General features: G+C 67.9%; 21 protein-coding genes and 1 pseudogene. 16 read left to right on the top strand and 6 right to left on the bottom strand.

The annotated features are described in order from the left end of the window. Window position 1: 1 nt before the first annotated feature. Window positions 2-442, top strand: coding sequence for an SRPBCC family protein (locus AC5Y6X_RS14965; RefSeq protein WP_324675294.1), 441 nt, complete (start codon window positions 2-4; stop codon window positions 440-442). A gap of 6 nt (window positions 443-448) precedes the next feature. Here the strand turns inward: AC5Y6X_RS14965 and AC5Y6X_RS14960 are convergent, their stop codons facing one another. Further along, on the bottom strand, window positions 449-1,153 hold the full coding sequence (locus tag AC5Y6X_RS14960; RefSeq protein ID WP_499987185.1) for a GntR family transcriptional regulator: 705 nt from the start codon (window positions 1,151-1,153) through the stop codon (window positions 449-451). A 161-nt stretch (window positions 1,154-1,314) separates the two neighbouring features. On the opposite strand from AC5Y6X_RS14960, the gene fadD5 reads away from it, so the two are divergent. The 14 genes from fadD5 to AC5Y6X_RS14890 all read left to right on the top strand — a co-directional run bounded on the left by fadD5 (window position 1,315) and on the right by AC5Y6X_RS14890 (window position 16,815). Continuing rightward, window positions 1,315-2,976 carry a fatty-acid--CoA ligase FadD5 gene (gene fadD5 / locus AC5Y6X_RS14955; RefSeq protein ID WP_324675290.1) on the top strand — a complete coding sequence of 554 codons (1,662 nt, stop codon included), beginning with the start codon at window positions 1,315-1,317 and terminating at the stop codon, window positions 2,974-2,976. A 294-nt stretch (window positions 2,977-3,270) separates the two neighbouring features. Further along, window positions 3,271-3,993 carry an MlaE family ABC transporter permease gene (locus AC5Y6X_RS14950; protein WP_420715846.1) on the top strand — a complete coding sequence of 241 codons (723 nt, stop codon included), beginning with the start codon at window positions 3,271-3,273 and terminating at the stop codon, window positions 3,991-3,993. Continuing rightward, on the top strand, window positions 3,990-4,859 hold the full coding sequence (locus AC5Y6X_RS14945) for an ABC transporter permease (RefSeq protein WP_324675286.1): 870 nt from the start codon (window positions 3,990-3,992) through the stop codon (window positions 4,857-4,859). The genes AC5Y6X_RS14950 and AC5Y6X_RS14945 overlap by 4 nt, the downstream gene beginning before the upstream one ends. Window positions 4,860-4,875: 16 nt before the next feature. After that, complete coding sequence (locus AC5Y6X_RS14940; protein WP_324675284.1) at window positions 4,876-6,180, top strand: MCE family protein; 1,305 nt, start codon at window positions 4,876-4,878, stop codon at window positions 6,178-6,180. Next, window positions 6,177-7,217: a virulence factor Mce family protein gene (locus AC5Y6X_RS14935; RefSeq protein ID WP_324675282.1), complete on the top strand. Its 1,041-nt coding sequence runs from the start codon at window positions 6,177-6,179 to the stop codon at window positions 7,215-7,217. The genes AC5Y6X_RS14940 and AC5Y6X_RS14935 overlap by 4 nt, the downstream gene beginning before the upstream one ends. Next, window positions 7,214-8,803: a virulence factor Mce family protein gene (locus AC5Y6X_RS14930; protein ID WP_324675280.1), complete on the top strand. Its 1,590-nt coding sequence runs from the start codon at window positions 7,214-7,216 to the stop codon at window positions 8,801-8,803. Before AC5Y6X_RS14935 ends, AC5Y6X_RS14930 begins: the two co-directional genes overlap by 4 nt. Then, window positions 8,800-10,410 (top strand): virulence factor Mce family protein, encoded by a 1,611-nt coding sequence (locus AC5Y6X_RS14925; protein ID WP_324675278.1) that lies wholly within the window; start codon window positions 8,800-8,802, stop codon window positions 10,408-10,410. Before AC5Y6X_RS14930 ends, AC5Y6X_RS14925 begins: the two co-directional genes overlap by 4 nt. Further along, window positions 10,410-11,591 carry a virulence factor Mce family protein gene (locus AC5Y6X_RS14920; protein ID WP_324675276.1) on the top strand — a complete coding sequence of 394 codons (1,182 nt, stop codon included), beginning with the start codon at window positions 10,410-10,412 and terminating at the stop codon, window positions 11,589-11,591. The genes AC5Y6X_RS14925 and AC5Y6X_RS14920 overlap by 1 nt, the downstream gene beginning before the upstream one ends. Then, on the top strand, window positions 11,585-13,138 hold the full coding sequence (locus AC5Y6X_RS14915; protein WP_324675273.1) for a virulence factor Mce family protein: 1,554 nt from the start codon (window positions 11,585-11,587) through the stop codon (window positions 13,136-13,138). The genes AC5Y6X_RS14920 and AC5Y6X_RS14915 overlap by 7 nt, the downstream gene beginning before the upstream one ends. Before the next feature lie 80 nt (window positions 13,139-13,218). Beyond that, window positions 13,219-13,917: an Rv1363c family protein gene (locus AC5Y6X_RS14910; protein ID WP_420715832.1), complete on the top strand. Its 699-nt coding sequence runs from the start codon at window positions 13,219-13,221 to the stop codon at window positions 13,915-13,917. After that, window positions 13,914-14,900, top strand: coding sequence for an RDD family protein (locus AC5Y6X_RS14905; RefSeq protein WP_420715831.1), 987 nt, complete (start codon window positions 13,914-13,916; stop codon window positions 14,898-14,900). Before AC5Y6X_RS14910 ends, AC5Y6X_RS14905 begins: the two co-directional genes overlap by 4 nt. Next, window positions 14,897-15,454, top strand: a complete 558-nt coding sequence (locus AC5Y6X_RS14900) for an Rv1363c family protein (protein WP_324675270.1) — start codon at window positions 14,897-14,899, stop codon at window positions 15,452-15,454. The genes AC5Y6X_RS14905 and AC5Y6X_RS14900 overlap by 4 nt, the downstream gene beginning before the upstream one ends. Continuing rightward, entirely contained in the window at window positions 15,421-16,110 is a 690-nt protein-coding gene (locus tag AC5Y6X_RS14895; RefSeq protein ID WP_324675268.1) for an Rv1363c family protein, read from the top strand. The genes AC5Y6X_RS14900 and AC5Y6X_RS14895 overlap by 34 nt, the downstream gene beginning before the upstream one ends. Window positions 16,111-16,113: 3 nt before the next feature. Then, entirely contained in the window at window positions 16,114-16,815 is a 702-nt protein-coding gene (locus AC5Y6X_RS14890) for a YoaK family protein (protein WP_324675266.1), read from the top strand. Here the strand turns inward: AC5Y6X_RS14890 and AC5Y6X_RS14885 are convergent. The 5 genes and pseudogenes from AC5Y6X_RS14885 to AC5Y6X_RS14865 form a co-directional block, all read right to left on the bottom strand. Then, the gene (locus AC5Y6X_RS14885) at window positions 16,808-17,917 is read right to left on the bottom strand and encodes a phosphodiester glycosidase family protein (protein WP_324675918.1); all 1,110 of its coding nucleotides are present in this window, start codon (window positions 17,915-17,917) and stop codon (window positions 16,808-16,810) included. The two genes, AC5Y6X_RS14890 and AC5Y6X_RS14885, sit on opposite strands and share 8 nt — an antisense overlap. Before the next feature lie 79 nt (window positions 17,918-17,996). Continuing rightward, window positions 17,997-19,439 (bottom strand): YhgE/Pip domain-containing protein, encoded by a 1,443-nt coding sequence (locus tag AC5Y6X_RS14880; protein ID WP_324675265.1) that lies wholly within the window; start codon window positions 19,437-19,439, stop codon window positions 17,997-17,999. Between the two features lie 36 nt (window positions 19,440-19,475). Next, on the bottom strand, window positions 19,476-20,201 hold the full coding sequence (locus AC5Y6X_RS14875) for a pirin family protein (protein WP_324675263.1): 726 nt from the start codon (window positions 20,199-20,201) through the stop codon (window positions 19,476-19,478). A gap of 9 nt (window positions 20,202-20,210) precedes the next feature. After that, entirely contained in the window at window positions 20,211-21,638 is a 1,428-nt protein-coding gene (locus tag AC5Y6X_RS14870) for an alpha/beta hydrolase domain-containing protein (RefSeq protein WP_499987170.1), read from the bottom strand. Beyond that, window positions 21,635-22,736 (bottom strand): annotated as a pseudogene (locus AC5Y6X_RS14865) (sigma-70 family RNA polymerase sigma factor). The gene AC5Y6X_RS14870 and the pseudogene AC5Y6X_RS14865 overlap by 4 nt, the downstream one beginning before the upstream one ends. Here AC5Y6X_RS14865 and AC5Y6X_RS14860 point away from each other — a divergent pair. Then, window positions 22,684-23,523 carry an alpha/beta hydrolase gene (locus tag AC5Y6X_RS14860; protein ID WP_499987167.1) on the top strand — a complete coding sequence of 280 codons (840 nt, stop codon included), beginning with the start codon at window positions 22,684-22,686 and terminating at the stop codon, window positions 23,521-23,523. The pseudogene AC5Y6X_RS14865 and the gene AC5Y6X_RS14860 overlap by 53 nt on opposite strands. Window positions 23,524-23,543 lie beyond the last annotated feature (20 nt).

Here is a 23,543-nt window from a genome sequence, read left to right as displayed (position 1 = left end):
CATGCCCGTCTTGAGCAAGACCGTCGAGGTCGGTGCCGACGCCGCGTCGATCATGGCCATCGTCGCCGATTTCGAGGCGTATCCCGAATGGAACGACGAGATCAAGGGCCTGTGGGTGCTCGCCCGCTACGACGACGGGCGCCCCAGCCAGCTGCGGCTCGACACCGAGGTGCAGGGCGTGGCGGGCACCTATATCCAGGCCGTGTACTACCCGGGCGACAACCAGATTCAGACCGTCATGCAGCAGGGCGACCTGTTCGCCAAGCAGGAGCAGCTGTTCAGTGTGGTGGAGATCGGCGCGTCGAGCCTGCTGACGGTGGACATCGACGTCGAGCCGTCGATGCCGGTGCCCGCGCCGATGGTCAAGTCCATGCTCAACAACGTGCTCGACCACCTCGCCGACAACCTCAAGCAGCGCGCCGAGCAGCTGTCGGCGAACTAGGAAGAACTAGCCCGTCGGCCGCTCGAAGATTCCCGCTCCGTCCAGCATCTCGGTCAGCCGGTGCGCCGCGTCGGTGAACTGCCAGACGGTGTGCTCGATCACGGCAGCCGCGTCGTGCCGGCGCAGCGCCGCGATCAGCTGCCGGTGGTTGTCGACGGCTGCCACACCCCAGTGCGGGTCGGCCGCGTACACCAGCACCGGCATGTAGCGCGCGGCGTTGAGCAGGAACCAGGCCAACTTGATCCGGCCGCTGGCCTGATTGAAGACCCGGTGAAACGCGAACTCGATGCCCGCGATGGTCTCGGCGTCGCTCGACCCGACGGCCGCCTCGAGCGCGTTGTTGATGCGGTCGAGCTCGGCGATCTCGCCGTCGGTGATGTGGTCGGTGGCCGCGGCGGCCAGCTCCCTGGCGATCGTGGCCTGCAGCCAGAAGATGTCCTGGATGTCCTGGCGGGTCAGCGGCAATACGACGTGACCGCGGTGCGGCTCCAGCTGCACCATGCCCTCGCCGCGCAGTTTCAGCAGCGCCTCGCGCACCGGCGTGATGCTGACCCCGAGTTCGGCCGCCGTCTCGTCCAGGCGTATGAAGGTTCCCGGGCGCAACCTGCCGGACATGATCGCCGCACGCAAGTGACCCGCGACTTCGTCGGACAGCTGTGCCCTGCGCAGTGGCCGCCGGCTCCGCGGCTTCGTGGAAATCGGTGCGTTCACGGCGGCTGTCAGGGCTTTCAGGGGTTCGGCGGGACTCGATAGGGGCTGGAAAAGGGGCTTGTCAGGGGGGCGTCAAAGCCATAGTGTGACCCACACAACACCATGTTTTATCAAATATCAACCTGGCGCAAGCGGTGCGCGAGTGTAAGGGGAGGTAGTAGTTGACCGCTCAATTGGCCGGCCACCTCGCGCAGACTTCCCAAGTCACGCAGCAGCCGTACCGCGCCCGGCGGCAGAACTGGGTGAACCAGCTCGAGCGCCACGCGATGATGCAGCCGAACGCCACGGCGCTGCGATTCCTGGGCAACACGGTGACGTGGGGCGAGCTGCAGCGCCGGGTCTCGGCGCTGGCCGACGGGCTGAGCCGGCGCGGGGTCCGCTTCGGCGACCGGGTCATGATCCTGATGCTCAACCGCACCGAATTCATGGAGTCGGTGCTGGCCGCCAACATGCTCGGGGCCATCGCGGTCCCGCTGAACTTCCGGCTCACCCCGGCCGAGATCGCCTTCCTGGTCGAGGACTGCGAAGCCCGCGTGATGATCACCGAGCCCGTGCTCGCGCCGGTGGCCACCGGGGTCCGTGACATCCAGCCGCTGCTGGACACGATCGTCGTCGCCGCCGGCGCGACCGACGACGGTGTCGTCGGCTACGAGGACCTGATCAACGAGACCGGCGATCCGCACGAGCCCGTGGACATCCCGAACGACTCCCCGGCCCTGATCATGTACACGTCGGGCACCACCGGCCGCCCCAAGGGCGCCGTGCTGACCCACGCGAACCTGACCGGCCAGACGATGACCGGTCTGTACACCAACGGCGCCGACATCAACAACGACGTCGGTTTCATCGGCGTCCCGTTTTTCCACATCGCCGGGATCGGCAACATGCTGACGTCGATGTTGCTCGGCATCCCCACGGTGATCTACCCGCTCGGCGCGTTCGACCCGGGCCAGCTGCTCGACGTGCTGGAGGCCGAGAAGGTCACCGGCATCTTTCTGGTGCCCGCGCAGTGGCAGGCGGTGTGCGCCGAGCAGCAGGCGCGGCCGCGCGATCTGCGGCTGCGGGTGATGTCGTGGGGGGCCGCCCCGGCGCCGGACGCGCTGCTGCGCGAGATGTCGGCGACGTTCCCCGGCACCCAGATATTGGCCGCCTTCGGCCAGACCGAGATGTCGCCGGTCACCTGCATGCTGCTCGGCGACGACGCGATCCGTAAGCGCGGGTCGGTCGGAAAGGTGATCCCCACCGTCGCCGCCCGCGTCGTCGACGAGAACATGAACGATGTGCCCGTCGGCGAGGTGGGCGAAATCGTCTACCGCGCACCGACATTGATGAGCGGCTACTGGAACAACCCGGCGGCCACGGCGGAGGCGTTCGCGGGCGGCTGGTTCCACTCCGGTGACCTCGTCCGGATGGACGACGAGGGCTACGTCTGGGTGGTGGACCGCAAGAAGGACATGATCATCTCCGGCGGCGAGAACATCTACTGCGCGGAGGTGGAAAACGCGCTGGCCGCCCACCCGAGCATCGTCGAGGTCGCCGTCATCGGCCGCGCCCACGAGAAGTGGGGCGAGGTGCCGATCGCGGTCGCGGCCGTCACCGACGACGGGCTCCGGCTGGACGACTTGGACGGGTTCCTGAACGAGCGGCTCGCGCGCTACAAGCACCCCAAGGCGCTCGAGATCGTCGATGCGCTGCCGCGCAACCCGGCCGGGAAGGTGCTCAAGACCGAGCTGCGGGTGCGCTACGGCTCCGTGAACGCGGCTGAAAGCCGTTCCGCGTCAAGCGATTCAACGACCGGCGAGGAGGGCCGAGGAAAACCGTAACGTTCGCCCGTTATTGACGAAGGGTTAATTGTGCAGATGTCGGTTCACACGTGCACGACCATCGGGTACATTCCTGTGGTCTCCGTTACTACTTGCGAGTAGGGAGCCGATGGTCACACACGGAGGTTCTGGGCAAGGAGAAGGCGTGCGACACGATTCGCCGCGGCGCCGGGAGGCGCGCGGTGCCTGTGGGAGGGGGCAGCGGTGACGACGACGGCGACCGAACCACGGCTGGCCGATTACGCCCGCGACCGGGTGGCGCCGTTCCTGACGCTCGTCGGCGGCTTTTTCCGGATGTGCGTGCTGACCGGCAGGGCGGTATTCCGGTGGCCGTTCCAGTGGCGCGAGTTCGTCCTGCAGTGCTGGTTCATCATGCGGGTCGCGCTGCTGCCGACCATGGCCGTCTCGGTGCCGGTGACGGTGCTCTTCATCTTCACCTTCAACATCCTGTTGCTCCAGGTCGGAGCCGCCGACATCTCGGGGGCGGGCGCGGGCGTCGCCGTGGTCACCCAGATCGGCCCGATCGTGACCGTGCTGGTGGTCGCCGGCGCGGCGTCCACGGCCATCTGCGCCGACCTGGGTGCCCGCACCATCCGCGAGGAGATCGACGCGATGGAGGTGCTGGGCATCGACCCGATCCACCGGCTGGTGGTGCCCCGGGTCCTGGCCTGCGCGACCGTCGCGATGATGCTCAACGGCCTGGTGAGCATGGTCGGCCTGGTCGGCGGGTTCCTCTTCGGCGTCTACCTGCAGAACGTGTCCGGCGGCGCCTACCTCGCCACGCTGACCCTGATCACCGGACTGCCCGAGGTGATCATCTCGACGGTCAAGGCGGCGACGTTCGGGTTGATCGCCGGCCTGATCGGCTGCTACCGGGGACTGACCGTGCGCGGCGGCGCCAAGGGTTTGGGCACCGCGGTCAACGAGACGGTGGTGATGGCCGTGGTCGCGCTGTACGCGGTCAACGTGGTGCTGACCACCATCGGTGTGAAATTCGGAACGAGCGCAGTGAAATGACATCAGCCGCAGTATTCCGCTCCCGCTTCCCACGGTTGGCCGCCGATATCAGTCGAGTCGGTGGCGCCGCGACCGGATCGCTCGAAGAAGCCGGGAAGCTGGGCTGGTTCACGGTCACCAGCACTCGCGGCATGGGGTGGGCGCTGACCCGCTACCGCACCGAAATCCTGCGGCTGATCGCCCAGGTCGGCATGGGCACCGGCGCCATGGCGGTCGTCGGCGGCACCGCGGTGATCATCTCGTTCGTGACGCTGTCCGCCGGCTCGCTGGTCGCCCTCCAGGGTTTCGCGTCGCTGAGCCAGATCGGTATCCAGGCGCTCCTCGGGTTCGTCGCCGCACTGATCAACGTGCGTCTCGTCGCGCCCGTCGTCTCCGGCGTCGTGCTGGCGGCCACTGTCGGCGCCGGCGCCACCGCCGAACTGGGCGCCATGCGGATCAGCGAGGAGATCGACGCGCTGGAGGTCATGGGCATCGACTCGGTGGCCTACCTGGTGTCCACCCGGATGCTGGCCGGGCTGGTGGTGATCATCCCGCTGTACTCGCTGGGACTGATCATGTCGTTCCTGTCTCCGGCGGTCGTCACCACGGTGCTGTATGGACAGGCCACCGGCACCTACGATCACTACTTCCGCACATTCCTGCGCCCCAACGACGTGTTCTGGTCGTTCGGGGAGGTCATCATCATGGCGGCGGTCGTGATGCTCACCCATTGCTACTACGGGTACAACGCGAGCGGCGGCCCGGTCGGCGTCGGTGAGGCCGTCGGCCGCTCGATGCGCTTCTCGCTCGTCTCGGTGAATGTCGTCGTCCTGTTGGCCGAAATGGCGCTTTACGGCGTCAACCCGAACTTCGCTTTTACGGTGTGAGGCAACGGGATACGCCATGACGACTCCGCGAGTGAAGGTGAACAAGCCGCCGACCCGGCCCTACAGGTTGGTCGGTGTCGCGGTGTTCCTGATCGCCGCGCTGGTGCTGTGGTTGGTTTACCAGCAGTTCCGGGGGGATTTCACGGCGAAAACTCCGGTGACGATGCTGTCCTCGCGGGCGGGCTTGGTGATGGACCCGGGGGCGAAGGTCACCCTCAACGGGGTGCAGATCGGCCGAGTGGCAACCATTTCCGAGGTGCAGCAGGACGGCAGGCCCGCGGCCAGGTTCGTCCTGGACATCGATCCCAAGTATCTGAGGCTGATTCCGGCCAACGTGGACGCGAAGATCGTGGCCACCACGGTGTTCGGCCAGAAGTACGTGTCGTTCACCACGCCGAAAAACCCGTCGCCGCAACGGATCACGTCGCACACGGTGATCGATGCGCGGTCGGTGACCACGGAGATCAACACGCTGTTCCAGACAATCACCGACATCGCGCAGAAGGTGGATCCGGTCAAGCTGAATCTGACGCTGAGCGCGGCCGCGCAGTCGCTGGCCGGGTTGGGCGATCGGTTCGGGCAGTCGATCGTCAACGCCAACGCGATCCTCGACGACGTCAACCCGCAGATGCCGCAGGCCCGCCACGACATCCAGCAGCTGGCCGGCCTGGGTGACACCTATGCCAACGCCGCGCCGGACCTGTTCGACTTCCTCAACAACGCGGTGGTCACGTCGCGCTCGATCAACGCCCAGCAGAAGGACCTGGACCAGGCGCTGTTGTCGGCGGCCGGGTTCGGCAACACCGGCGCGGACATCTTCGAGCGGGGTGGGCCGTACCTGGCCCGCGGCGCCGAAGACCTGGTGCCCACCGCCCAGCTGCTGGACACCTACAGCCCCGAGCTGTTCTGCACCATCCGCAACTACCACGACGTCGAACCCACGGTCCGGACGTTCCTGGGCGGCAACGGCTACTCGCTGAACACCGAGACCGAGGCGCTGTCGGGGCTGAGCGCACTGCTGAACCCACTGTCGGCGACGGTCCTGATCGCCTCCCTGGTCGGCGGGCTGGCCGGCCTGGTCGGCGGCGCGCCGAACCCGTACACCTGGCCGGAAAACCTGCCGCGGGTGAACGCCCGCGGTGGGCCGGGCGGCGCGCCGGGCTGCTGGCAGCACATCACCCATGACCTCTGGCCCGCACCCGAGTTGGTGATGGACACCGGCAACAGCATCGCGCCGTACAACCACATCGACACCGGTTCGCCCTATGCGATGGAGTTCGTGTGGGGCCGTCAGGTAGGGGATAACACGATCAACCCATGAAAATCACCGGTACCATCGTCCGACTCGGCATCTTCTCGCTGGTGCTGCTGCTGTTCACCGCGATGATCATCGTGGTGTTCGGTCAGATGCGGTTCGACCGCACCAGCGCGTACTCGGCGGAGTTCAGCAACATCAGCGGGCTGCGGCAGGGCCAGTTCGTCCGCGCCTCCGGGGTGGAGATCGGCAAGGTCGACTCGGTGGAGCTGGTCGACGGCGGCAAGCGGGTCCGGGTGAAGTTCAACGTCGACCGCTCGGTGCCGCTGTACCAGTCGACGACCGCGCAGATCCGGTACCTCAACCTGATCGGTGACCGCTACCTGGAGCTCAAGCGCGGCGAGGGCGAGGGCTCCGACCGGATCCTGCCGCCGGGCGGATTCATCCCGGTGTCGCGCACGTCGCCTGCGCTGGACCTGGACGCGCTGATCGGTGGGTTCAAGCCGCTGTTCCGGGCGCTGGACCCGGAGAAGGTCAACACGATCGCGTCGGCGCTGATCACCGTGTTCCAGGGCCAGGGCGGCACCATCAACGACATCCTGGACAACACCGCGCAGCTGACCAACCAGCTCGGGCAGCGCGACCAGGCGATCGGCGAGGTGATCAAGAACCTGAACATCGTGCTGGACACCACGGTCCGCCATCGCCAGCAATTCGACCAGACCATCAACAACCTCGAGGTGCTGATCACCGGGCTGAAGAACCACGCCGATCCGCTGGCCGCCGGCACCGCGCACATCAGCAACGCCGCCGGCACCGTCGCCGACCTGCTGGCCGAGGACCGCGGCCTGCTGCACAAGACGCTGAACTACCTGGACGCCGTTCAGCAGCCCCTCATCGACCAGCAGGATCAGCTGCAGGACTACCTCAAGAAGGTGCCGAACGGGTTGAACATGATCGGGCGCGCCATCGGGTCCTACGGGGACTTCGTGAACTTCTACGCCTGCGACATCACGCTGAAGATCAACGGGCTGCAGCCCGGCGGGCCCATCCGCACGGTCCGGCTCTTCCAGCAGCCGACGGGTAGGTGCACGCCGCAATGAGAACGCTGGAACCCCCGAACCGCCTGCGCATCGGGCTCATGGGCATCATCGTCACGGTGCTCGTCGTCGGCGTGGGTCAGAGCTTCACCAACATCCCGATGCTGATGGCCCGGCCCACCTACTACGGGCAGTTCACCGACTCCGGCGGCATCAGCACGGGCGACCGGGTGCGCATCGCCGGCATGGACGTCGGCAAGGTCGAGAGCCTCAAGATCGATGGCGACCACATCTTGATGAAGTTCTCGATCGGCACCAACAAGATCGGCACCGAGAGCCGGCTGGCGATCCGCACCGACACCATCCTCGGCCGCAAGGTGATGGAGATCGAGCCGCGCGGCAACCAGCAATTGCGGCCCGGGGCCACCCTCCCGGCCGGGCAGAGCACCACCCCGTACCAGATCTACGACGCGTTCTTCGACGTCACCAAGGCCGCCCAGGGCTGGAACATCGACACCGTCAAGGAATCGCTGCATGTGCTGTCGCAGACCATTGACCAGACCTACCCGCACCTGAGCCCCGCGCTGGAAGGTGTGGCGAAGTTCTCCGACACGATCGGCAAGCGCGACGAGGAGGTCAAGCACCTGCTCGCCCAGGCCAACCAGGTGGCCAGCGTCCTCGGTGACCGCAGCGAGCAGATCGACCGTGCGCTGGTCAACGCCAAGACGCTGCTGGCCGCATTCAACGAGCGCGGCCAGGCCATCAACGCGTTGCTGGCCAACGTCGCCGCGTTCTCGGAGCAGGTCAAGGGCTTCATCAACGACAACCCGAACCTCAATCACGTGCTCGAGCAGTTGCGCACGGTCAGCCAGATCCTGGTCGAGCGCAAGGACGACCTGGCCGCGGGCCTCACCGAGGTGGGCATGTTCCTGCCCTCGCTGAACGAGGCCATCGCGTCGGGCCCGTTCTTCAAGGTGGTGCTGCACAACCTGGCCCTGTATCAGATCGTTCAGCCGTGGGTCGACGCGGCCTTCAAGAAGCGCGGCCTCGACCCGGAGAACTTCTGGCGCAGCGCGGCGTTGCCGTCCTTCCGGTGGCCCGACCCCAACGGCACCCGGTTCCCCAACGGCGCACCGCCGCCGGCCCCGCCGGTGCTGGAGGGCACCCCGGACCATCCGGGACCGGCCGTCCCGCCCGGGTCACCGTGCTCGTACAGCCCGGCGAATCCCGGCGGCAACATCACCGTCGGGGACGAGGGCCTGCCGCGGCCGTGGAATCCGCTGCCCTGCGCGGGCACGGCAATCGGCCCGTTCGGCGGCGTCGGCTTCCCCGCGCCCATCGATGTCGAGACGTCCCCGCCGAACCCCAACGGGCTGCCGCCGACGCCGGGCATGCCGATCGCCGGGCGCCCGGGCGACCCGCCGCCGAACGTTCCGGGCACCCCGGTGCCGTTGCCGCCGCAGGCGCCGCCGGGCGCGCGGACCGAGAACCTGGCACCGGCCGGGCCGGCGCCACCACCGTCGACGTTCGCGCCGGGCCTGCCGCCGGGCCCGCCGGCGCCACCCGGGCCGGGGGACCAGCTGCCGGCTCCGTTCATCAACCCCGGTGGAGCAGGAGGTAGCGGCGTCATGGGAGGTACTCAGAATTGAGCACCGTCTTTGACATCCGCAACCTGCGGCTACCCAAGCTGTCGCGCACGACGGTCATCATCGGGTCGCTCGTGGTGGTGCTGGCGCTCGTCGTCGGCTATGTCGGCTACCGGCTTTACGAGAAGCTGACCAACAACACCGTGGTCGCCTACTTCCCGGCGGCGAACGCGCTGTACCCGGGCGACAAGGTTCAGATCATGGGTCTGCCGGTGGGCGCGATCGACAAGATCGAGCCGACCGGCGACAAGATGAAGGTGACCTTCCACTACCAGAACCAGTACAAGGTTCCGGCCAACGCCTCGGCGGTGATCCTCAACCCCACCCTGGTGGCGTCGCGGGCCATCCAGCTCGAGCCGGTCTACAAGGGCGGCCCGGTGCTCGCCGACAACGCGGTGATCCCGGAGGAGCGCACCCAGGTCCCGGTGGAGTGGGACCAGTTGCGCAACAGCATCACCAACATCATCACCAAGCTCGGCCCGACCAAGGAGCAGCCGACGGGGCCGTTCGGTGAGGTCATCACGTCCTTCGCCAACGGGCTGGCCGGCAAGAGCAAGCAGATCAACACGACGCTGAACAACCTGTCGCAGGCGCTCAACGCGCTCAACGAGGGCCGCGGCGACTTCTTCGCGGTGGTGCGCAGCCTCGCGCTCTTCGTCAACGCGTTGCATCAGGACGATCAGCAGTTCGTGGCGCTGAACCAGAACCTGGCGGATCTCACCACCCGGCTCGCGCACAACGACAGCGACCTTGCCAATGCGACTCAGCAGTTCGACAGCCTGCTCTCCACCCTGCGGCCGTTCCTCGACAAGAACCGCGAGGTGCTGACCACCGACGTCAACAACCTGGCCACCGCGACGAACACGCTGCTGCAACCGGATTCGCTGAACGGGATCGAAACCTCCCTGCACGTCCTTCCGACGGCCGCGGCCAACATCAACCAGATCTACCACCCGTCGCACGGCGCGGTGGTCGCCATTCCCGCGATCACCAACTTCGCCAACCCGATGCAGTTCATCTGCAGCTCGATTCAGGCCGGCAGCCGGCTCGGCTACCAGGAGTCCGCCGAGCTGTGCGCGCAGTATCTGGCGCCGATCCTGGACGCGATCAAGTTCAACTACCCGCCGTTCGGCATCAACCTGTTCAGCACCGCGGAGACGCTGCCCAAGGAGATCGCCTACTCCGAGCCGCGGCTGCAGCCTCCCCCCGGGTACAAGGACACCACCGTCCCCGGTATCTGGGTGCCGGACACACCCACGTCGCACCGCAACACCCAGACCGGCTGGATCGTCGCCCCGGGCATGCAGGGTCAGCAGGTGGGGCCGATCACCGCGGGCCTGATGACGCCGGAGTCGCTGGCCGAGCTCATGGGCGGGCCGAACATCGAACCCGTTCAATCGAATCTGCAGACGCCGCCGGGGCCGCCGAACTCCTACGACGAGAACCCGATAGTGCCGCCGATCGGGGTGCAGGCGCCGGTGCCGATCTCGCCGCCGCCGCCCGGACCGGGGGTAGCCCCCGGCCCGATCGCCCCGACGCCGGCACCGGTGTCGGCGCCGGCACCCAACGCCGGCGGCCCGCCGGTACCCGCTGAAGGAGGTGGCCAGTAATGCGCGGCGTGAGCGCGCGACGGATCGCGCACCTGATCCGCCACCGGGCGTGGCAGGGGCTGGTGCTGGCGGTGGCCGCGGTGGTGCTGAGCTCGTGCGGCTGGCGCGGCATCTCCAACGTCGCGATCCCGGGCGGTCCCGGAACCGGGGCGGGGTCCTACACCGTCTACGTGCAGATGCCGGACACGTTGGCGATCAACAACAACAGCAAGGTCATGGTGGCCGACGTCCTCGTCGGCTCGATCAAAGAGATCAAGCTGAAGAACTGGGTGGCCACCCTTGCGCTGGGTCTGGACAAGAGCGTCAAGCTGCCCAAGAACGCCACCGCCAAGATCGGCCAGACCTCCCTGCTGGGTTCGCAGCACGTGGAGCTGGCCGCACCGCCGAACCCGTCGCCGCAGCTGCTCAAGGACGGCGACACCATTCCGCTGAAGAATTCGTCGGCGTACCCCTCGACAGAGGAGACGCTGGCCAGTTTTGCGTTGATCCTGCGCGGTGGCGGCATCCCGAACCTCGAGGTGCTGCAGAACGAGGTCTACAACATCTTCCACGGGCGCGGGGAGCAGATCCGGGCTTTCCTCGGCAAGCTGGACACCTTCACCGACCAGCTCAACCAGCAGCGCGACGACATCACCCATGCCATCGACTCCACCAACCGGCTGCTGGTCTACGTGGGTGGCCGCGCGGACGTCCTGGACCGGGTGCTGACCGACATCCCCCCGCTGATCAAGCATTTCGCGGACACCAAGCAGCTGCTCATCAACGCCGTCGACTCGGTGGGACGGCTCAGCCAGGCCGCGGACAAGTACCTGTCCGAGGCGCGCGGGCCCCTGCATCAGGATTTGGAATCGCTGCAATGCCCGCTGCGGGAACTCGGCCGCGCCTCGCCGATGCTGATCGGGGCGCTGAAGCTGATCCTCACCCAGCCGTTCGACATCGACAGCGTGCCGAAGGTGGTCCGCGGTGACTACATGAACGTGTCGCTGACGCTCGACCTGACCTACAGCGCCATCGACAACGCATTCCTCACCGGCACCGGGTTGTCGGGCGCGTTGCGCGCGCTCGAGCAGTCGTTCGGGCGTGATCCCGAGACGATGATTCCCGACGTCCGCTACACGCCGAACCCGAATGACGCGCCCGGCGGACCGCTGGTGGAAAGGGCGGACAGAAGCCAATGCTGACTCCCTTCGTCCGGCGCCAGCTGGTGCTGTTCGGGATCCTGACGGTGATCTCGCTTGGTGTGCTGGGCATCTATTACCTGCAGATCCCGAGCCTGATGGGGGTCGGCCGGTACACCCTCAAGGCCGAGCTGCCCGCGTCGGGCGGGCTGTACCCCACGGCCAACGTGACCTACCGCGGCATCACCATCGGCAAGGTCACCGACGTGCAGCCCACCGAGCAGGGCGCCGAAGCGACGATGAGCATCGACAGTCGCTACCGCATCCCCGTCGACGCGGTGCCGAACGTCCATTCGGTGTCCGCGGTCGGTGAGCAGTATCTGGACCTGGTGCCGAGCGGGAACCCCGGCAGGTCCCTGTCGCCGGGCCAAACGATGCCCAAGTTGGGCACGGTGCCCTCCGAGATCGGGCCGGCGCTGGACACCGCGAACCGAGGGCTCGCGGTGTTGCCCAAGGACAAGATCGGCCAGCTGCTCGACGAGACGGCGGAATCCGTCGGCGGCCTGGGACCGGCGCTGCAGCGGCTGGTGGACTCCACCCAGGCGATCGTCGGTGACTTCCGGACCAACATCACCAACGTCAACGACATCATCCAGAACTCCGGGCCGATCCTGGACAGCCAGGTCAACTCGAATGCGGCGATCGAGCGTTGGGCGCGCAACCTGAACACGCTGGCCGCGCAGTCGGCGGCCAACGACTCGCACGTGAAAAGCATTCTGTCCCAAGCGGCGCCGACCGCCGATCAGGTCAACGACGTGTTCAACGACGTCCGGGATTCGCTGCCGCAGACGCTGGCGAACCTCGAGGTGGTGTTCGACCTGCTGAAGCGCTACCACACCGGGCTGGAGCAGGTGCTGGTGTTCCTGCCGCAGGGCGCGTCGATCGCGCAGACGGTGGCCGCGCCGTTCCCCAACCAGGCGGCGCTCGACCTGGCCCTGTCGATCAACTGGCCGCCGCCGTGCCTGACGGGCTTCGTCCCGGCCTCGGAGTGGCGGTCCCCGGCCGACACGAGCGTGCAGCCGCTGCCGTCGGGCACCTACTGCAAGATCCCGATGGAAACGCCGGCCAACGGGGTGCGCGGATCGCGCAACATCCCGTGCATCGACATCCCCGGCAAGCGGGCAGCCACGCCGCGCGAGTGCCGCGACCCCAAGCCGTACGTTCCGGCGGGAACCAACCCCTGGTACGGGGACCCGAATCAGATCCTGACCTGCCCCGCGCCTGCGGCGCGCTGCGACCAGTCGGTGCGGCCCGGCATGGTGATCCCGGCGCCGTCGGTCAACAACGGGATGAACCCGGCGCCGGCGGACCGGGTGGCGGGGACACCCCCACCGGTCAGCGACCCGCTGTCGCGGCCGGGAAGCGGTAGCGTGCAGTGCAACGGACAACAGCCCAACCCGTGTGTCTACACTCCGAGCGGGCCCCCCTCGGCGGTATACAGTCCGCAGAGCGGTCAACTGGTAGGGCCCGACGGAGTCAAATGGTCCGTCGAAAACTCGACCAAAACAGGAGACGACGGATGGAAGGAGATGCTGGCACCGGCCGGCTGAACCCCCCACGAATGCCGCTTGCTCGTCGTCTGCGCAGCCTCTCCAGAAGGTCAGGGCGGAAGAACCGCCAGGACTCCGACGTGGGAGCCGACGAAACCGAGGTGGCCACCGAGGTGACCGCCGAGGCCGCGCCGGAGCCCGAGAAGTTGGTGGAACCCGGCGCCGAGGAAACCAGCACCGAGGCGACGGCCGAGGCCGCGCCGGAGCCCGAGGAGCCGGGTGAAGCCGAGGCTGCGGCCGAGGTTGCGGCCGACGCGGGAGACACCGGTGTGGAACGGCGGCCGTCGCGGATGGGCCGCGGGTGGCTGGCCGCCATCGCGGCGGTGCTGGTCCTGGCCGCCGGCGGCATCGGGGCCGGTGGCTACTTCGCGCTGCGTTACCACCACGAAAGCCAAGTGACGGCGCGCAGCAACGCCGCGGCGCTCAAGGCGGCGGTCGAGTGCGTTTCGGCGACCCAGGCGCCCGACACCAACGCGATGATCGCCAGCGAGCAGAAGATCATCGACTGCGGCACGGACGCTTTCCGCTCCCAGGCGCTGCTCTATACGAGCATGCTGGTCCAGGCGTATCAGGCGTCCAACATCCACGTGCAGGTGTCCGATGTGCGCGCCGCCGTCGAGCGCAACAACAAAGACGGTTCCGTCGATGTGCTCGTCGCGATGCGCGTCAAGGTGGTCAGCGACAAGGCGGACAACGAGACCGGCTACCGGCTGCGGGTGAAGATGGCGACCGCCGAGGGCCAGTGGAAGATCTCCAAGCTCGACCAGGTGACGAAGTGACGGTGGTGGTCGAGGAGACTACGACCCAGATCCAGACCACGGCGGCCGTTTCGGAGGCACCGCCGAATGCGTTGGCGCCCTGGCATGTTCGGGTGGGAGCGTTCGCCGTCGACGTGCTGCCCGGCGCCGCCGTGGCGACGACGATGGCGTTGGTGTCGTTCACGGTGCCGGTGGACAGCGTGTGGTTGTGGGTGTGCGCCTCGGTCGGCGGGCTGGCCATCCTGCTGACGTTGGTCAACCGGTTGGTGCTGCCGACCGTCACCGGCTGGAGCCTGGGACGCGCGCTGTGCGGGATCGCGGTGGTGCGCCGCGACGGCGAGACCGTCGGGGCGTGGGGGCTGCTACTCCGGGACCTGGCCCACCTCCTCGACACCGCATCGGTGGTGGGATGGCTGTGGCCCCTGTGGGATTCGGGCCGCCGCACGTTCGCCGACATGCTGCTGCGCACCGAGGTGCGGCGCGTCGAGACCGACGGGCGGCCGCGCAACATACGGGACTGGACCGCGGTGACGGCGCTGATCGCGGCGCTGCTGTGCCTGGACGGCGCCCACGTCAGCTATGCCGTGGTGTACTCCCGCGATCGGGCGACCGAACACACCCGGGCCCAGATCGAGACGCAGGGACCGAAGATCGTCGCGCAGATGCTGACGTACGACCCCAAATCGTTGCACGACGACTTCGCCCGCGCCCAATCGCTCGCCACCCACAAGTATCGGCACAAGCTGGCCGAACAGCAGGACGTCGTGGAGAAGGGCAAGCCGGTCATCAACGAGTACTGGGTGACCGACGGCGCCGTCGAATCGGCGACGCCGGACCGGGCGACGATGCTGCTGTTCATGCAGGGCCGGCGCGGCGCGGCACCCGGCGAACGGTACATCAGCGCGACCGTTCGGGTCAGTTTCGCCAAATCCGGGAACGACCATTGGCTCGTTGACGACCTCACCGTGTTGACCAAACCGAAGCCGCCGGGGAACGGAAAATGAGTCCCCGCCGCAAGTTTCGGCCCGGCGAGGAGGCGCTGCTCGTCGCCCATCCGCCGCCCCCGCGATCCCGGTCGTGGGCATACCCGCTCGCGCTCACCTTTGCCGCGCTGCTGATGGTGGCGGCGATCACGGTGTCCGCCTTGATGCTGATCTCTCACCAGTCCAGGGAGCGCCAGGCCTCGAGGGACCGCCAGGTGCTCAGCTACGTGACGGGCTTCATGACGGAGTTCACCTCCATCGACCCGTTTCACGCCAACAACTACATCGACCGGGTATTGGCCCAGGCCACCGGTGAATTCGCCAAGCAGTACACGGCCAAGGCGAACGAGATCCTGCTGCAGGTGGCCCGCGCCGAACCGGCGACGGGCACCGTGCTCGGCACCGGCGTCGAACGGTGGAACGACGACGGCAGCGTCACCGTCATGGTGGCAACCGCGGTCACCTCCAAGTCGCCCGACGAGAAACAGGTCATCGAGAACACGAATCGCTGGACGGTAACCGCAACGCAGGAAGGGAAGCAGTGGAAGATCAGCAACCTGCTGCAGGTGATCTGACCGACGAAGCGGCGCAGGACGAAACCGCCCCCGCGGCAACGGAAGCGGCCTCCGAGGAGGCGTCAGAAGAGGCGAGTGAGTCCGAGGAGACGGCCGAGATCGAGAAGCCGGCCAGGGCGAGGCGCATCCGCATCGGGTGGCTCGCCGGAAAGGGCAGGGCCATCGCGATCTCGATCGCGGCGGTGCTCTTCGTCGGCTCCGCGGCGTTCGCGGGTGCAACCCTGCAGCCCTACCTGACCGACCGCGCCGCCGACGCAACCAAACTCAACGTGGCGCGGACCGCGGCCAACGCAATCACGGCGCTGTGGACCTACACGCCGGAGAACATGGATCGCCTGGCCGATCGCGCGGCGGCCTATCTCAGCGGCGACTTCCAGGCCCAGTACCGCAAATTCGCGGACTCGATCGTCGCGCCCACCAGGCAGGCCAAGGTCACCAGCAACACCCAGGTCACCGGCGCGGCGGTCGAGTCGCTGGATGACCCCAACGCCGTCGTCATCGTGTACACCAACACCACGTCGACCAGCCCGCTGACCAAGAACATCCCGTCGATGAAGTACTACTCCTACCGCTTGTTCATGAAGCGGATCAACGGGCGCTGGCTGGTCACCAGGATGACGACCATCACCTCACTGGATCTGACGCCGCACCCGTAGCCCATGGCCGTTACTTCACCGGTGTCGGAGCGGCTCACCGTTGCGGCCTTGCTGTTGCTGACCTTCGCCACCGGCCTTGCCGACTCGATCAGCATCCTGGTGCTCGGCCACGTTTTCGTCGCCAACATGACCGGAAACGTTATCTTCCTTGGCTTCTGGCTCGTCCCGAAAACCAGCATCGACCTGACCGCGGTCGTGGTGGCGCTGCCCACCTTCGTCTGCACCACCATCCTCAGCGGTCGGTTGTTGCGGCATTTCGGTGAGCGGACCAGGTCGTGGATCACCACGGTGCTGGCGACCGAAATCACGCTGTTGACGGCGTTGTCGATCCTGGGCGGCACCGGGGCGCTGCGCTATCACGACAACACCAAGCTGATCCTGATCGGGGTCCTCGCGGTGACGTTCGGCCTGCAGCACTCGAGCGCCCGGCAGTTCGGGATTCAGGAACTGTCGACCACGGTCCTGACGTCGACGATCGTCAGCCTCGGCCTGGACAGCCGCCTGGCCGGTGGCACGGGCGCCCGCGAAAGGCTGCGCTTCAGCGTCGTTTCCACCATGTGCGCCGGCGCATTCGCCGGAGCCACGATGTCGCAGTTCGTGGTGGCCCCGGTGTTCGGGGTGACCGCGGCGGTGGTGACCGCGAGCCTGCTGATCTTCCGGTTCGGTCCGACCGTCACGAAAACCGCTGCGGCCGCGGCTAGTTGAAGGCCAGCCAGCTCGGCAGCCCGCGCTCGTGCGAGTCGCACAGCACCTGCCGGGTGTCGCACGATCCCCGCGGCGACCCGGCGCCGGCCCACATGCCGCCGGTTTCGCGGCGCAGCACGATGGCCGACGATCCACCGCCGTCGAGCAAGACCGCCGTGTCGCTGCCGAGGCCGCGGAACAGGTCCTGGATGTTGTCGGGCGTGTAGCTGCCGCCCTCGAAGATGTACATCTCGTCCTTTTGCTTCGCGTAGGCCAGCGCCGTGCGCGCCGCACTGGGTCCGCCGTCGTGGAGCTGGCCGGTGTTGCCGGGGGCCAGCAGCCCGATGCCGGACACCGCGACGAACCGCGCGTTCTTGTTGAGCAGATCCTGGATCACCGGGGTCGCCGAGTCGTAGTCGTTCTTACCCTTGGGCCACACCACATACGGCGCGCCACCCGAGGGCAGGATCATCGTCGTCAGCGCGCTCCAGCTCTCGCCGCCGCCCGAAAGGCCTTGCTTGCCCGGGTAGGCGACGGTGCCGGTGACCGCCTGGTTGGCCCGGCCCTGGCCGTTGGTGTTGTCCACGAACGCGCCCAGCGGCGAACTGCAGCCGGTCTGCCGCCAGGAGCCGCCCCGCTGCGGGCGCACGTCGAAGAAGTTGGCGTTGATCGCGATCGTCGGTTGCCCCATCCGCTGCCACGCCTGCAGCGGCGTGTAGATCTCCGAGGCCTGCCAGAGTCCCTCGGCGGTGCGGGCCGCGGGATTGTTCTCGCAGCGCGCCTGGTCGCCCTGGTGGCTGTCCACCAACAGGTGCGGCGCGAGCCGCCCGGACGCGTTCTTGATGATCATCAGGTGGCCGCCGTTGTTCATCTCGTACCAGTTGCCGCCGGCGTTGAGCATCGGCGTGGGATGGCCGGGGCCGAAGTTGTAGACCAGGTAGGAACCCTGGGTGGCGCTGATGGCGCCGGCGAGCATTTCCCGGCCATCGGCGGCGCGCGCGACGGGCGCTCCGGTGCCGAACGCCAGTGTCGCGCACGCGGCCACGGCGGCGCAGCAGGCGGCCAATCGGCGCCAACCTGGGGGGCGGGTCAGCACGGTTGCCCTTTCGGACCGAGTGTGGATGCAACATGCACAGCATCGGCCACACGGGCCACACTGTCAACTTAAGTAACAAACGCGTGACGGTTCGGCCGCGCGGGAATTACGTTCGCTCGCTTGAGCTTTCGTCCGCGTCCGGCTCCCTGCCGTCATCCGGCTCGCTGCCGTCGGCCGGCTGCTGCTCGCCCTCGGGCTTGGCGGCACGCGCGCTCTCCTTGCTGGCGCGCGCCTGATGCTGGGCCTGATGCTCGGCGGCGATCGCCAGCTCGACCGCCCCCGGGATCCGGTGAAAACCCTTGCGGTCGTAGAGGTTTGTGATGATGCCTCCCACCAGCACGCCGATGACGAGGCCGACGGACGTCATCAGCAACGCCTGTGCCAGCCCGGCGTCCCCGTGGCCACCGAGGTAGACCAGCGACCGCACGCCCAGGAACACCTGATGCATCGGCTCGAACTCGGCCAGCCAGCGGAAGAACGACGGCACCGCCTCCAGCGGGACGGTGGCGCCCGCCGACGGAAGCCCGAGGATCACGAAGATCAGCATGGAAAACAGCAGACCCATCGAGCCCAGCACCGCGATCAGGGAGCTGGACGTGACGCCCACCGCGACGATCGCGAAAACGCCGTACAGCCATAGCTGCCAGCCGAGCGGGATCGGCATCCCGAGGCCGTGGGCGATCGCCAGGTACACCGCCGAGGTGAGCAGCGCCAGGATCACCATGATTCCCCACTTGACCAACAGCGTGCGGAATCGCGAGATGTTGGCCTGCTCGGCGAAGCGATACACCGGGCCCCATTCGGCCGGCACGTAGCCGAGCAGCGAGTCCACCAGCGTGCTCACCACAATGCTGCCGGTAAAACCCGCCAGCAACAGCAACAGCGCGTAATAGAAGGCGGAGAGCCCGTTTCCGGTCCCGTTCGGCAGCGGGTTGTACACGCCGGACTTGATGTCGATCGGGCTGGCCAGCCCGATCGTCGAAGCGCCCGCCAACGGGGCCCCGCCGGTTTGCGCCGCCACCTCGGCCGTAAGTCGTTGACCCACTTTGGTATTGACCACGCCCATCGCCTGGGTCAGGGTCTGTCCGGCGATGCTGGAGCCGAGGGTTCCCGCGCGCGGGTTCGTCGAGATCGAGATCACCGGGCGCTCGGCGCGGGTGGGCATGACCGCGCTCGTGCCGTAGTCGCGCAGCGACGACGAGAAGCCCGGCGGTATCACCGCCTCCCCATACACCTGGGCCCTGTCCAGCAGGCGCTTGGCCTCGTCGCGGGACACCACCCGGATGTCGAACTTGTCCTTGTCCAAACCGGCGACCAGGCCGTCGACGATCTGCTTGCCCGCCGGACCGGCGTCCTGGTTCACCACGGCGATGGGGAAATGCCGCAGGTTGGTCGTCGGGTTCAAGATGCCGCCCAGATACAGCGCACACAGCGCCGACATGAGGGCCAGCGTGACGACGATCGGCAACGCCCAGAACCGCACGGTCCGAAGCGCTTTTATGTTTCGCTTGGGGTTCGGCGCCGCGTGCCGCGGCTGCGATTGAGACATGCGGGCTCCTGTCTGTCGAGCCCACTCTATGTGGTCTCAGCCGCCCAGCCCGGCATGCATCTCCCAGACAAGCAGTTCCGTCGGCTCGCTCGCGGTCACCCGCCGGCCGCCGGCGTCGGTGAACCGGACCGCGTCGCCCCGGTCCAGCTCGCCCACCCCCTCCACCGTCGCCCGCCCGCGCGGCAGGAATAGATGCAGGTAGGGCGCCTCGGGCAGCTCGACCGCGGCACCGGGCGCCAGCCGCGCGCCGTGCAGCGCGGCGCTGCGGTTATGCAACGTGATGGCCGCCTCACGACCGGGGATGCCTGAGGCGATGGTCACAAGTTCGGCGCCCCGCAGCTCGGAGCCGATCTCGTGCTGCTGGTAGCTGGGCGCGATCGCGGTCTCGTCGGGGATCACCCACATCTGCACGAAATGCACGGGCTCCGTGGACGAATCGTTCTTCTCCGAGTGCAGGATCCCGCTGCCGGCCGACATGCGTTGAGCCAGGCCCGGGTAGATCACCCCGCGGTTGCCGGCCGAATCCTGGTGCGTCAGTTCGCCTTGCAGCACCCAGGTCACGATCTCCATGTCGCGGTGCGGGTGGGTGTCGAATCCGCTTGCGGGCTCGACGATGTCGTCGTTGTTCACCAGCAGCAGCCCGTGGTGGGTGTTGTCCGGGTCGTAGTGGTCGCCGAACGAGAACGAATGCCTGGATTTCAGCCACGACGTGGTGGTGACGGCCCGGTCGGCCGCACGCCGAATCTCGGAGTTGGCGGGCATCACCCCAGCCTAATGTTCGGCCTTGCCCGGGTACGTCGCCGCGGCGAGCTGGAGGATCTCCTCGCGATCCGCCGGCAGGATGAACCCGGACCGGATCGCGGTGTCGAGCGCGGCCGTGAACCGATCGAGGTATTCGCCGGCGCCGCCCGGGTAGAGCCGGCGCAGGGTGGCGTCGTCGAACGGTTCGCCGGAGCCGAAGATCGCCGCCATGATGTTGTCCTCGGGGACGACGGACGACGTCCGCGCGGTCGGGACATCCACCCACGGTGTCCGGATGCCGCCCAGGGCCAGGCCGTTGCGATCCAGAATCGGTTGGGGCTCTTCGGCTTCGTGGGTCTCACGCATCTCTATGGGCGGGGCGCCGGGCGCCGGCCGCCCGGTTCGCACCCACTCGGCGAGCGCGGCCAGTGCGGCCTGCACCACGTAGTGGTGTTGCGGCGAGAAGTTGATGTAGTGCCCGAGTTGCTGACCCATCAGCATCTTCGTCGGCGCGTAGGCCGCCACGATGTCGTCGAGGGGCGCCGAGCCGGTGTCGATCGGCGCCACGTGGATCGTGTAGTTGTCGGCATGGGCGGCGCCGGGAATCTCCCAGACCCGCAGCCACTCGTCGTCGGGCTGCCTTGCGAAGTAATAGCCCAGCGGCACGTGGCCGACGAGGTCCGTTTCGGTGATGATCGTGATGAGCGGGACGCGCAGGTCCGGGCGGAACCGCACCGGCAGCTGCGCGTCGGACGATTCCAGTTCGGTGATCAGGGAACTGCTGTCGAAATGGGCGGCCGGCCCGAATCGGGAATGCACCAGGAAGCCGTCGTAGACCCGGGCGAGCGGATCGACACCGTTGATGTAGGTGGTGAGGAACATCGCCGATTGCGACTCGCCGATGGCGATGACGTGTTGCGGGCGCAGGTCGCCGAGGACGCCCGAGTCGGCGCTTCGCACGAGCCCGCCGATCTGGGAGAAGATGTCGAAGGCGAAGGCGTCGCCAGGGTGGCTCAGGCGCCCGTAGCGGTCCGGATCCTGACTCTTGAGGGACATGTCGATCCCGAGCAGGTTCGCGCCGCCATGCACGCCGACCTGCTGGGCCGAGACCGCGACGTAGGCGTAGCCCGCGCGGATCATTTCGCGATGGGCCATCATCCAGACGGCCGGCGCGTCGATCCCGCCGCTCACGTTGAGCCATTCGACGAGCACCGTGCCGTTGAACCGCGCCCGGTCGGCCGGTGTCAGCGCCACGATCCGGGTCGTGAAATCGGCTGTGCCGCTTGGTGTTACGCTCCATACGCCGTCGGGGCCGAGGTCCCCGGTCGGGGTGTAGGACGACGCGGTGCCGGAGACGAAGAACTCCTGCGCGCCGTAGCCCACGTCGTGAACCGGGAAGGCGCCCAACAGCAGCAGCGGGTGCCCCGGCACGGGTTCGACGACGGGGGATCGGCTCATAGCGCCTTCGGCAGCCCGAATTTCGCGAACAACGCGTCGTCGAGGAAGGCCACCACGTGTGAGACCCCATCGTCGCGCACGTCCAGCACGTGCAACTGGAACGGCACGTGCACCTCGCCGGCGCGCATGTACATCGCCGCGGCGGGCTGCCCGTTGGCCGTCAACGGGATCATGCGCATGTCGCCGGGCGATTCCGCGGGACACTGCTGGTGGATGAGGGTGATGATGTCCCGCGCGCCCCGGTACCAGCCGGTGTACGGCGGCATCTCCCAGACCGCCTCGGCGGTGAACAGCTCCACCAACCGGTCGATGTCGTAGGTCTCGAACGCCGCGATGTAGCGGGCGAGCAGGTCCTGGGCCGCCGCGGATTCCGGCGCCGCCAACCGGTCGCCGGAGCCGGGGCCGACGGCCTCCAGCTGCGAGCGGGCCCGCTGCAGCAGGCTGTTGACGGCGGTCGTGGTGGTGCCGATCGCGTCGGCAACCTCGGCGGCCTTCCACTGCAGCACGTCGCGGAGCAGCAGCACCGCCCGTTGCCGCGGCGAGAGGTGCTGCAGCGCGGCGACGAACGCCAACCGCACCGACTCGCGGGACTCGACGATGACCGACGGGTCGGCCGGGTCGCCCGCCGCGTCGGGCAGCGGCTCGAGCCAGGGCACCTCGCCGCGCTCCACCAGCTCCGCGGTGGGGTCCGAGCTGGGACTGCCCAGCCCGGTCGGCAACGGCCGGCGCTGCCGGCCCTCCAGCGCGCTCAGGCAGGTGTTGGTGGCGATGCGATGCAGCCAGGTCCGTATCGACGACTTGCCCTCGAAACGGTCGTAGGCCTTCCAGGCCCGCAGCAGCGTCTCCTGCACCAGGTCCTCCGCGTCGTGCACGGAGCCCGTCATCCGATAGCAGTGCGCCAGCAGCTCGCGGCGGAACGGCTCGGCATGGGCCGAGAAATCCCCGTCGGGCTCGCGCTGAGGGTTTTCTGCGAGCACGGTCACGCCACGAGCCTACGCAGAGCCTCCGACAGGCCCGGCCGAGGTGGCCACTACGCTGCCACATGATGAGTACGACCCGCAGCGAACGGAATTTCGACGGCCTGGGCGGCGTGCGCATCGTCTACGACGTCTGGACGCCGGATACCCCGCCGCGGGGCGTGGTCGTGCTGTCGCACGGCCTCGGCGAATACGCCCGCCGCTACGATCACGTCGCGCGGCGCTTCGGCGACGCCGGGCTGGTCACCTACGCGCTGGACCACCGCGGCCACGGCCGCTCCGGCGGCAAGCGGGTGGTGGTGCGGGACATCTCCGAGTACACCGCCGACTTCGACACCCTGGTCGGCATCGCCCACCGCGAGCACCACGGCCTCAAGTGCATCGTGCTCGGGCACAGCATGGGCGGGGCGATCGTCTTCGCCTACGGCGTCGAGCGCCCGGACAACTACGACATGATGGTGCTGTCGGGCCCGGCGGTGGCCGCACAGGAGCAGGTGAACCCGGTGATGGCGGTCGCGGCCAAGGTCCTCGGCGTCGTCGCGCCCGGGCTTCCGGTGCAGGAACTCGACGTCGACGCGATATCCCGGGACCCCGCGGTGGTGGCGGCCTACAACGCCGACCCGCTGGTGTACCACGGCAAGGTGCCGACGGGCATCGGACGCGCGCTGCTGCAGGTCGGCGAGACCATGCCGCGGCGGGCACCGGCGCTGACCGCGCCGCTGCTGCTGGTGCACGGCTCCGACGACCGGCTGATTCCCGTCGAGGGCAGCCGCCGCCTGGTCGAATGCGTGGGGTCCACCGACGTGACGCTGAAGGTCTACCCCGGCCTGTACCACGAGGTGTTCAACGAGCCGGAGCGCGACCAGGTCCTCGACGACGTGGTCGCCTGGATCACCGAACGGCTGTGAGTGGCTGTTCGCGAGATGTC

Source organism: Mycobacterium sp. NGS26, assembly GCF_059813025.1.
This window is presented reverse-complemented; position numbering and strand designations above follow the sequence as displayed.

What these genes read in the sequence shown, in the direction of transcription:
- AC5Y6X_RS14965 (WP_324675294.1), top strand. Translation starts at nt 2, where the DNA reads ATGCCCGTCTTGAGCAAGACCGTCGAGGTCGGTGCCGACGCCGCGTCG.
- AC5Y6X_RS14950 (WP_420715846.1), top strand. Translation starts at nt 3,271, where the DNA reads ATGTGCGTGCTGACCGGCAGGGCGGTATTCCGGTGGCCGTTCCAGTGG.
- AC5Y6X_RS14945 (WP_324675286.1), top strand. Translation starts at nt 3,990, where the DNA reads ATGACATCAGCCGCAGTATTCCGCTCCCGCTTCCCACGGTTGGCCGCC.
- AC5Y6X_RS14940 (WP_324675284.1), top strand. Translation starts at nt 4,876, where the DNA reads ATGACGACTCCGCGAGTGAAGGTGAACAAGCCGCCGACCCGGCCCTAC.
- AC5Y6X_RS14935 (WP_324675282.1), top strand. Translation starts at nt 6,177, where the DNA reads ATGAAAATCACCGGTACCATCGTCCGACTCGGCATCTTCTCGCTGGTG.
- AC5Y6X_RS14930 (WP_324675280.1), top strand. Translation starts at nt 7,214, where the DNA reads ATGAGAACGCTGGAACCCCCGAACCGCCTGCGCATCGGGCTCATGGGC.
- AC5Y6X_RS14920 (WP_324675276.1), top strand. Translation starts at nt 10,410, where the DNA reads ATGCGCGGCGTGAGCGCGCGACGGATCGCGCACCTGATCCGCCACCGG.
- AC5Y6X_RS14915 (WP_324675273.1), top strand. Translation starts at nt 11,585, where the DNA reads ATGCTGACTCCCTTCGTCCGGCGCCAGCTGGTGCTGTTCGGGATCCTG.
- AC5Y6X_RS14900 (WP_324675270.1), top strand. Translation starts at nt 14,897, where the DNA reads ATGAGTCCCCGCCGCAAGTTTCGGCCCGGCGAGGAGGCGCTGCTCGTC.
- AC5Y6X_RS14890 (WP_324675266.1), top strand. Translation starts at nt 16,114, where the DNA reads ATGGCCGTTACTTCACCGGTGTCGGAGCGGCTCACCGTTGCGGCCTTG.
- AC5Y6X_RS14880 (WP_324675265.1), bottom strand. Translation starts at nt 19,439, where the DNA reads ATGTCTCAATCGCAGCCGCGGCACGCGGCGCCGAACCCCAAGCGAAAC.
- AC5Y6X_RS14875 (WP_324675263.1), bottom strand. Translation starts at nt 20,201, where the DNA reads ATGCCCGCCAACTCCGAGATTCGGCGTGCGGCCGACCGGGCCGTCACC.
- AC5Y6X_RS14870 (WP_499987170.1), bottom strand. Translation starts at nt 21,638, where the DNA reads ATGAGCCGATCCCCCGTCGTCGAACCCGTGCCGGGGCACCCGCTGCTG.
- AC5Y6X_RS14860 (WP_499987167.1), top strand. Translation starts at nt 22,684, where the DNA reads ATGAGTACGACCCGCAGCGAACGGAATTTCGACGGCCTGGGCGGCGTG.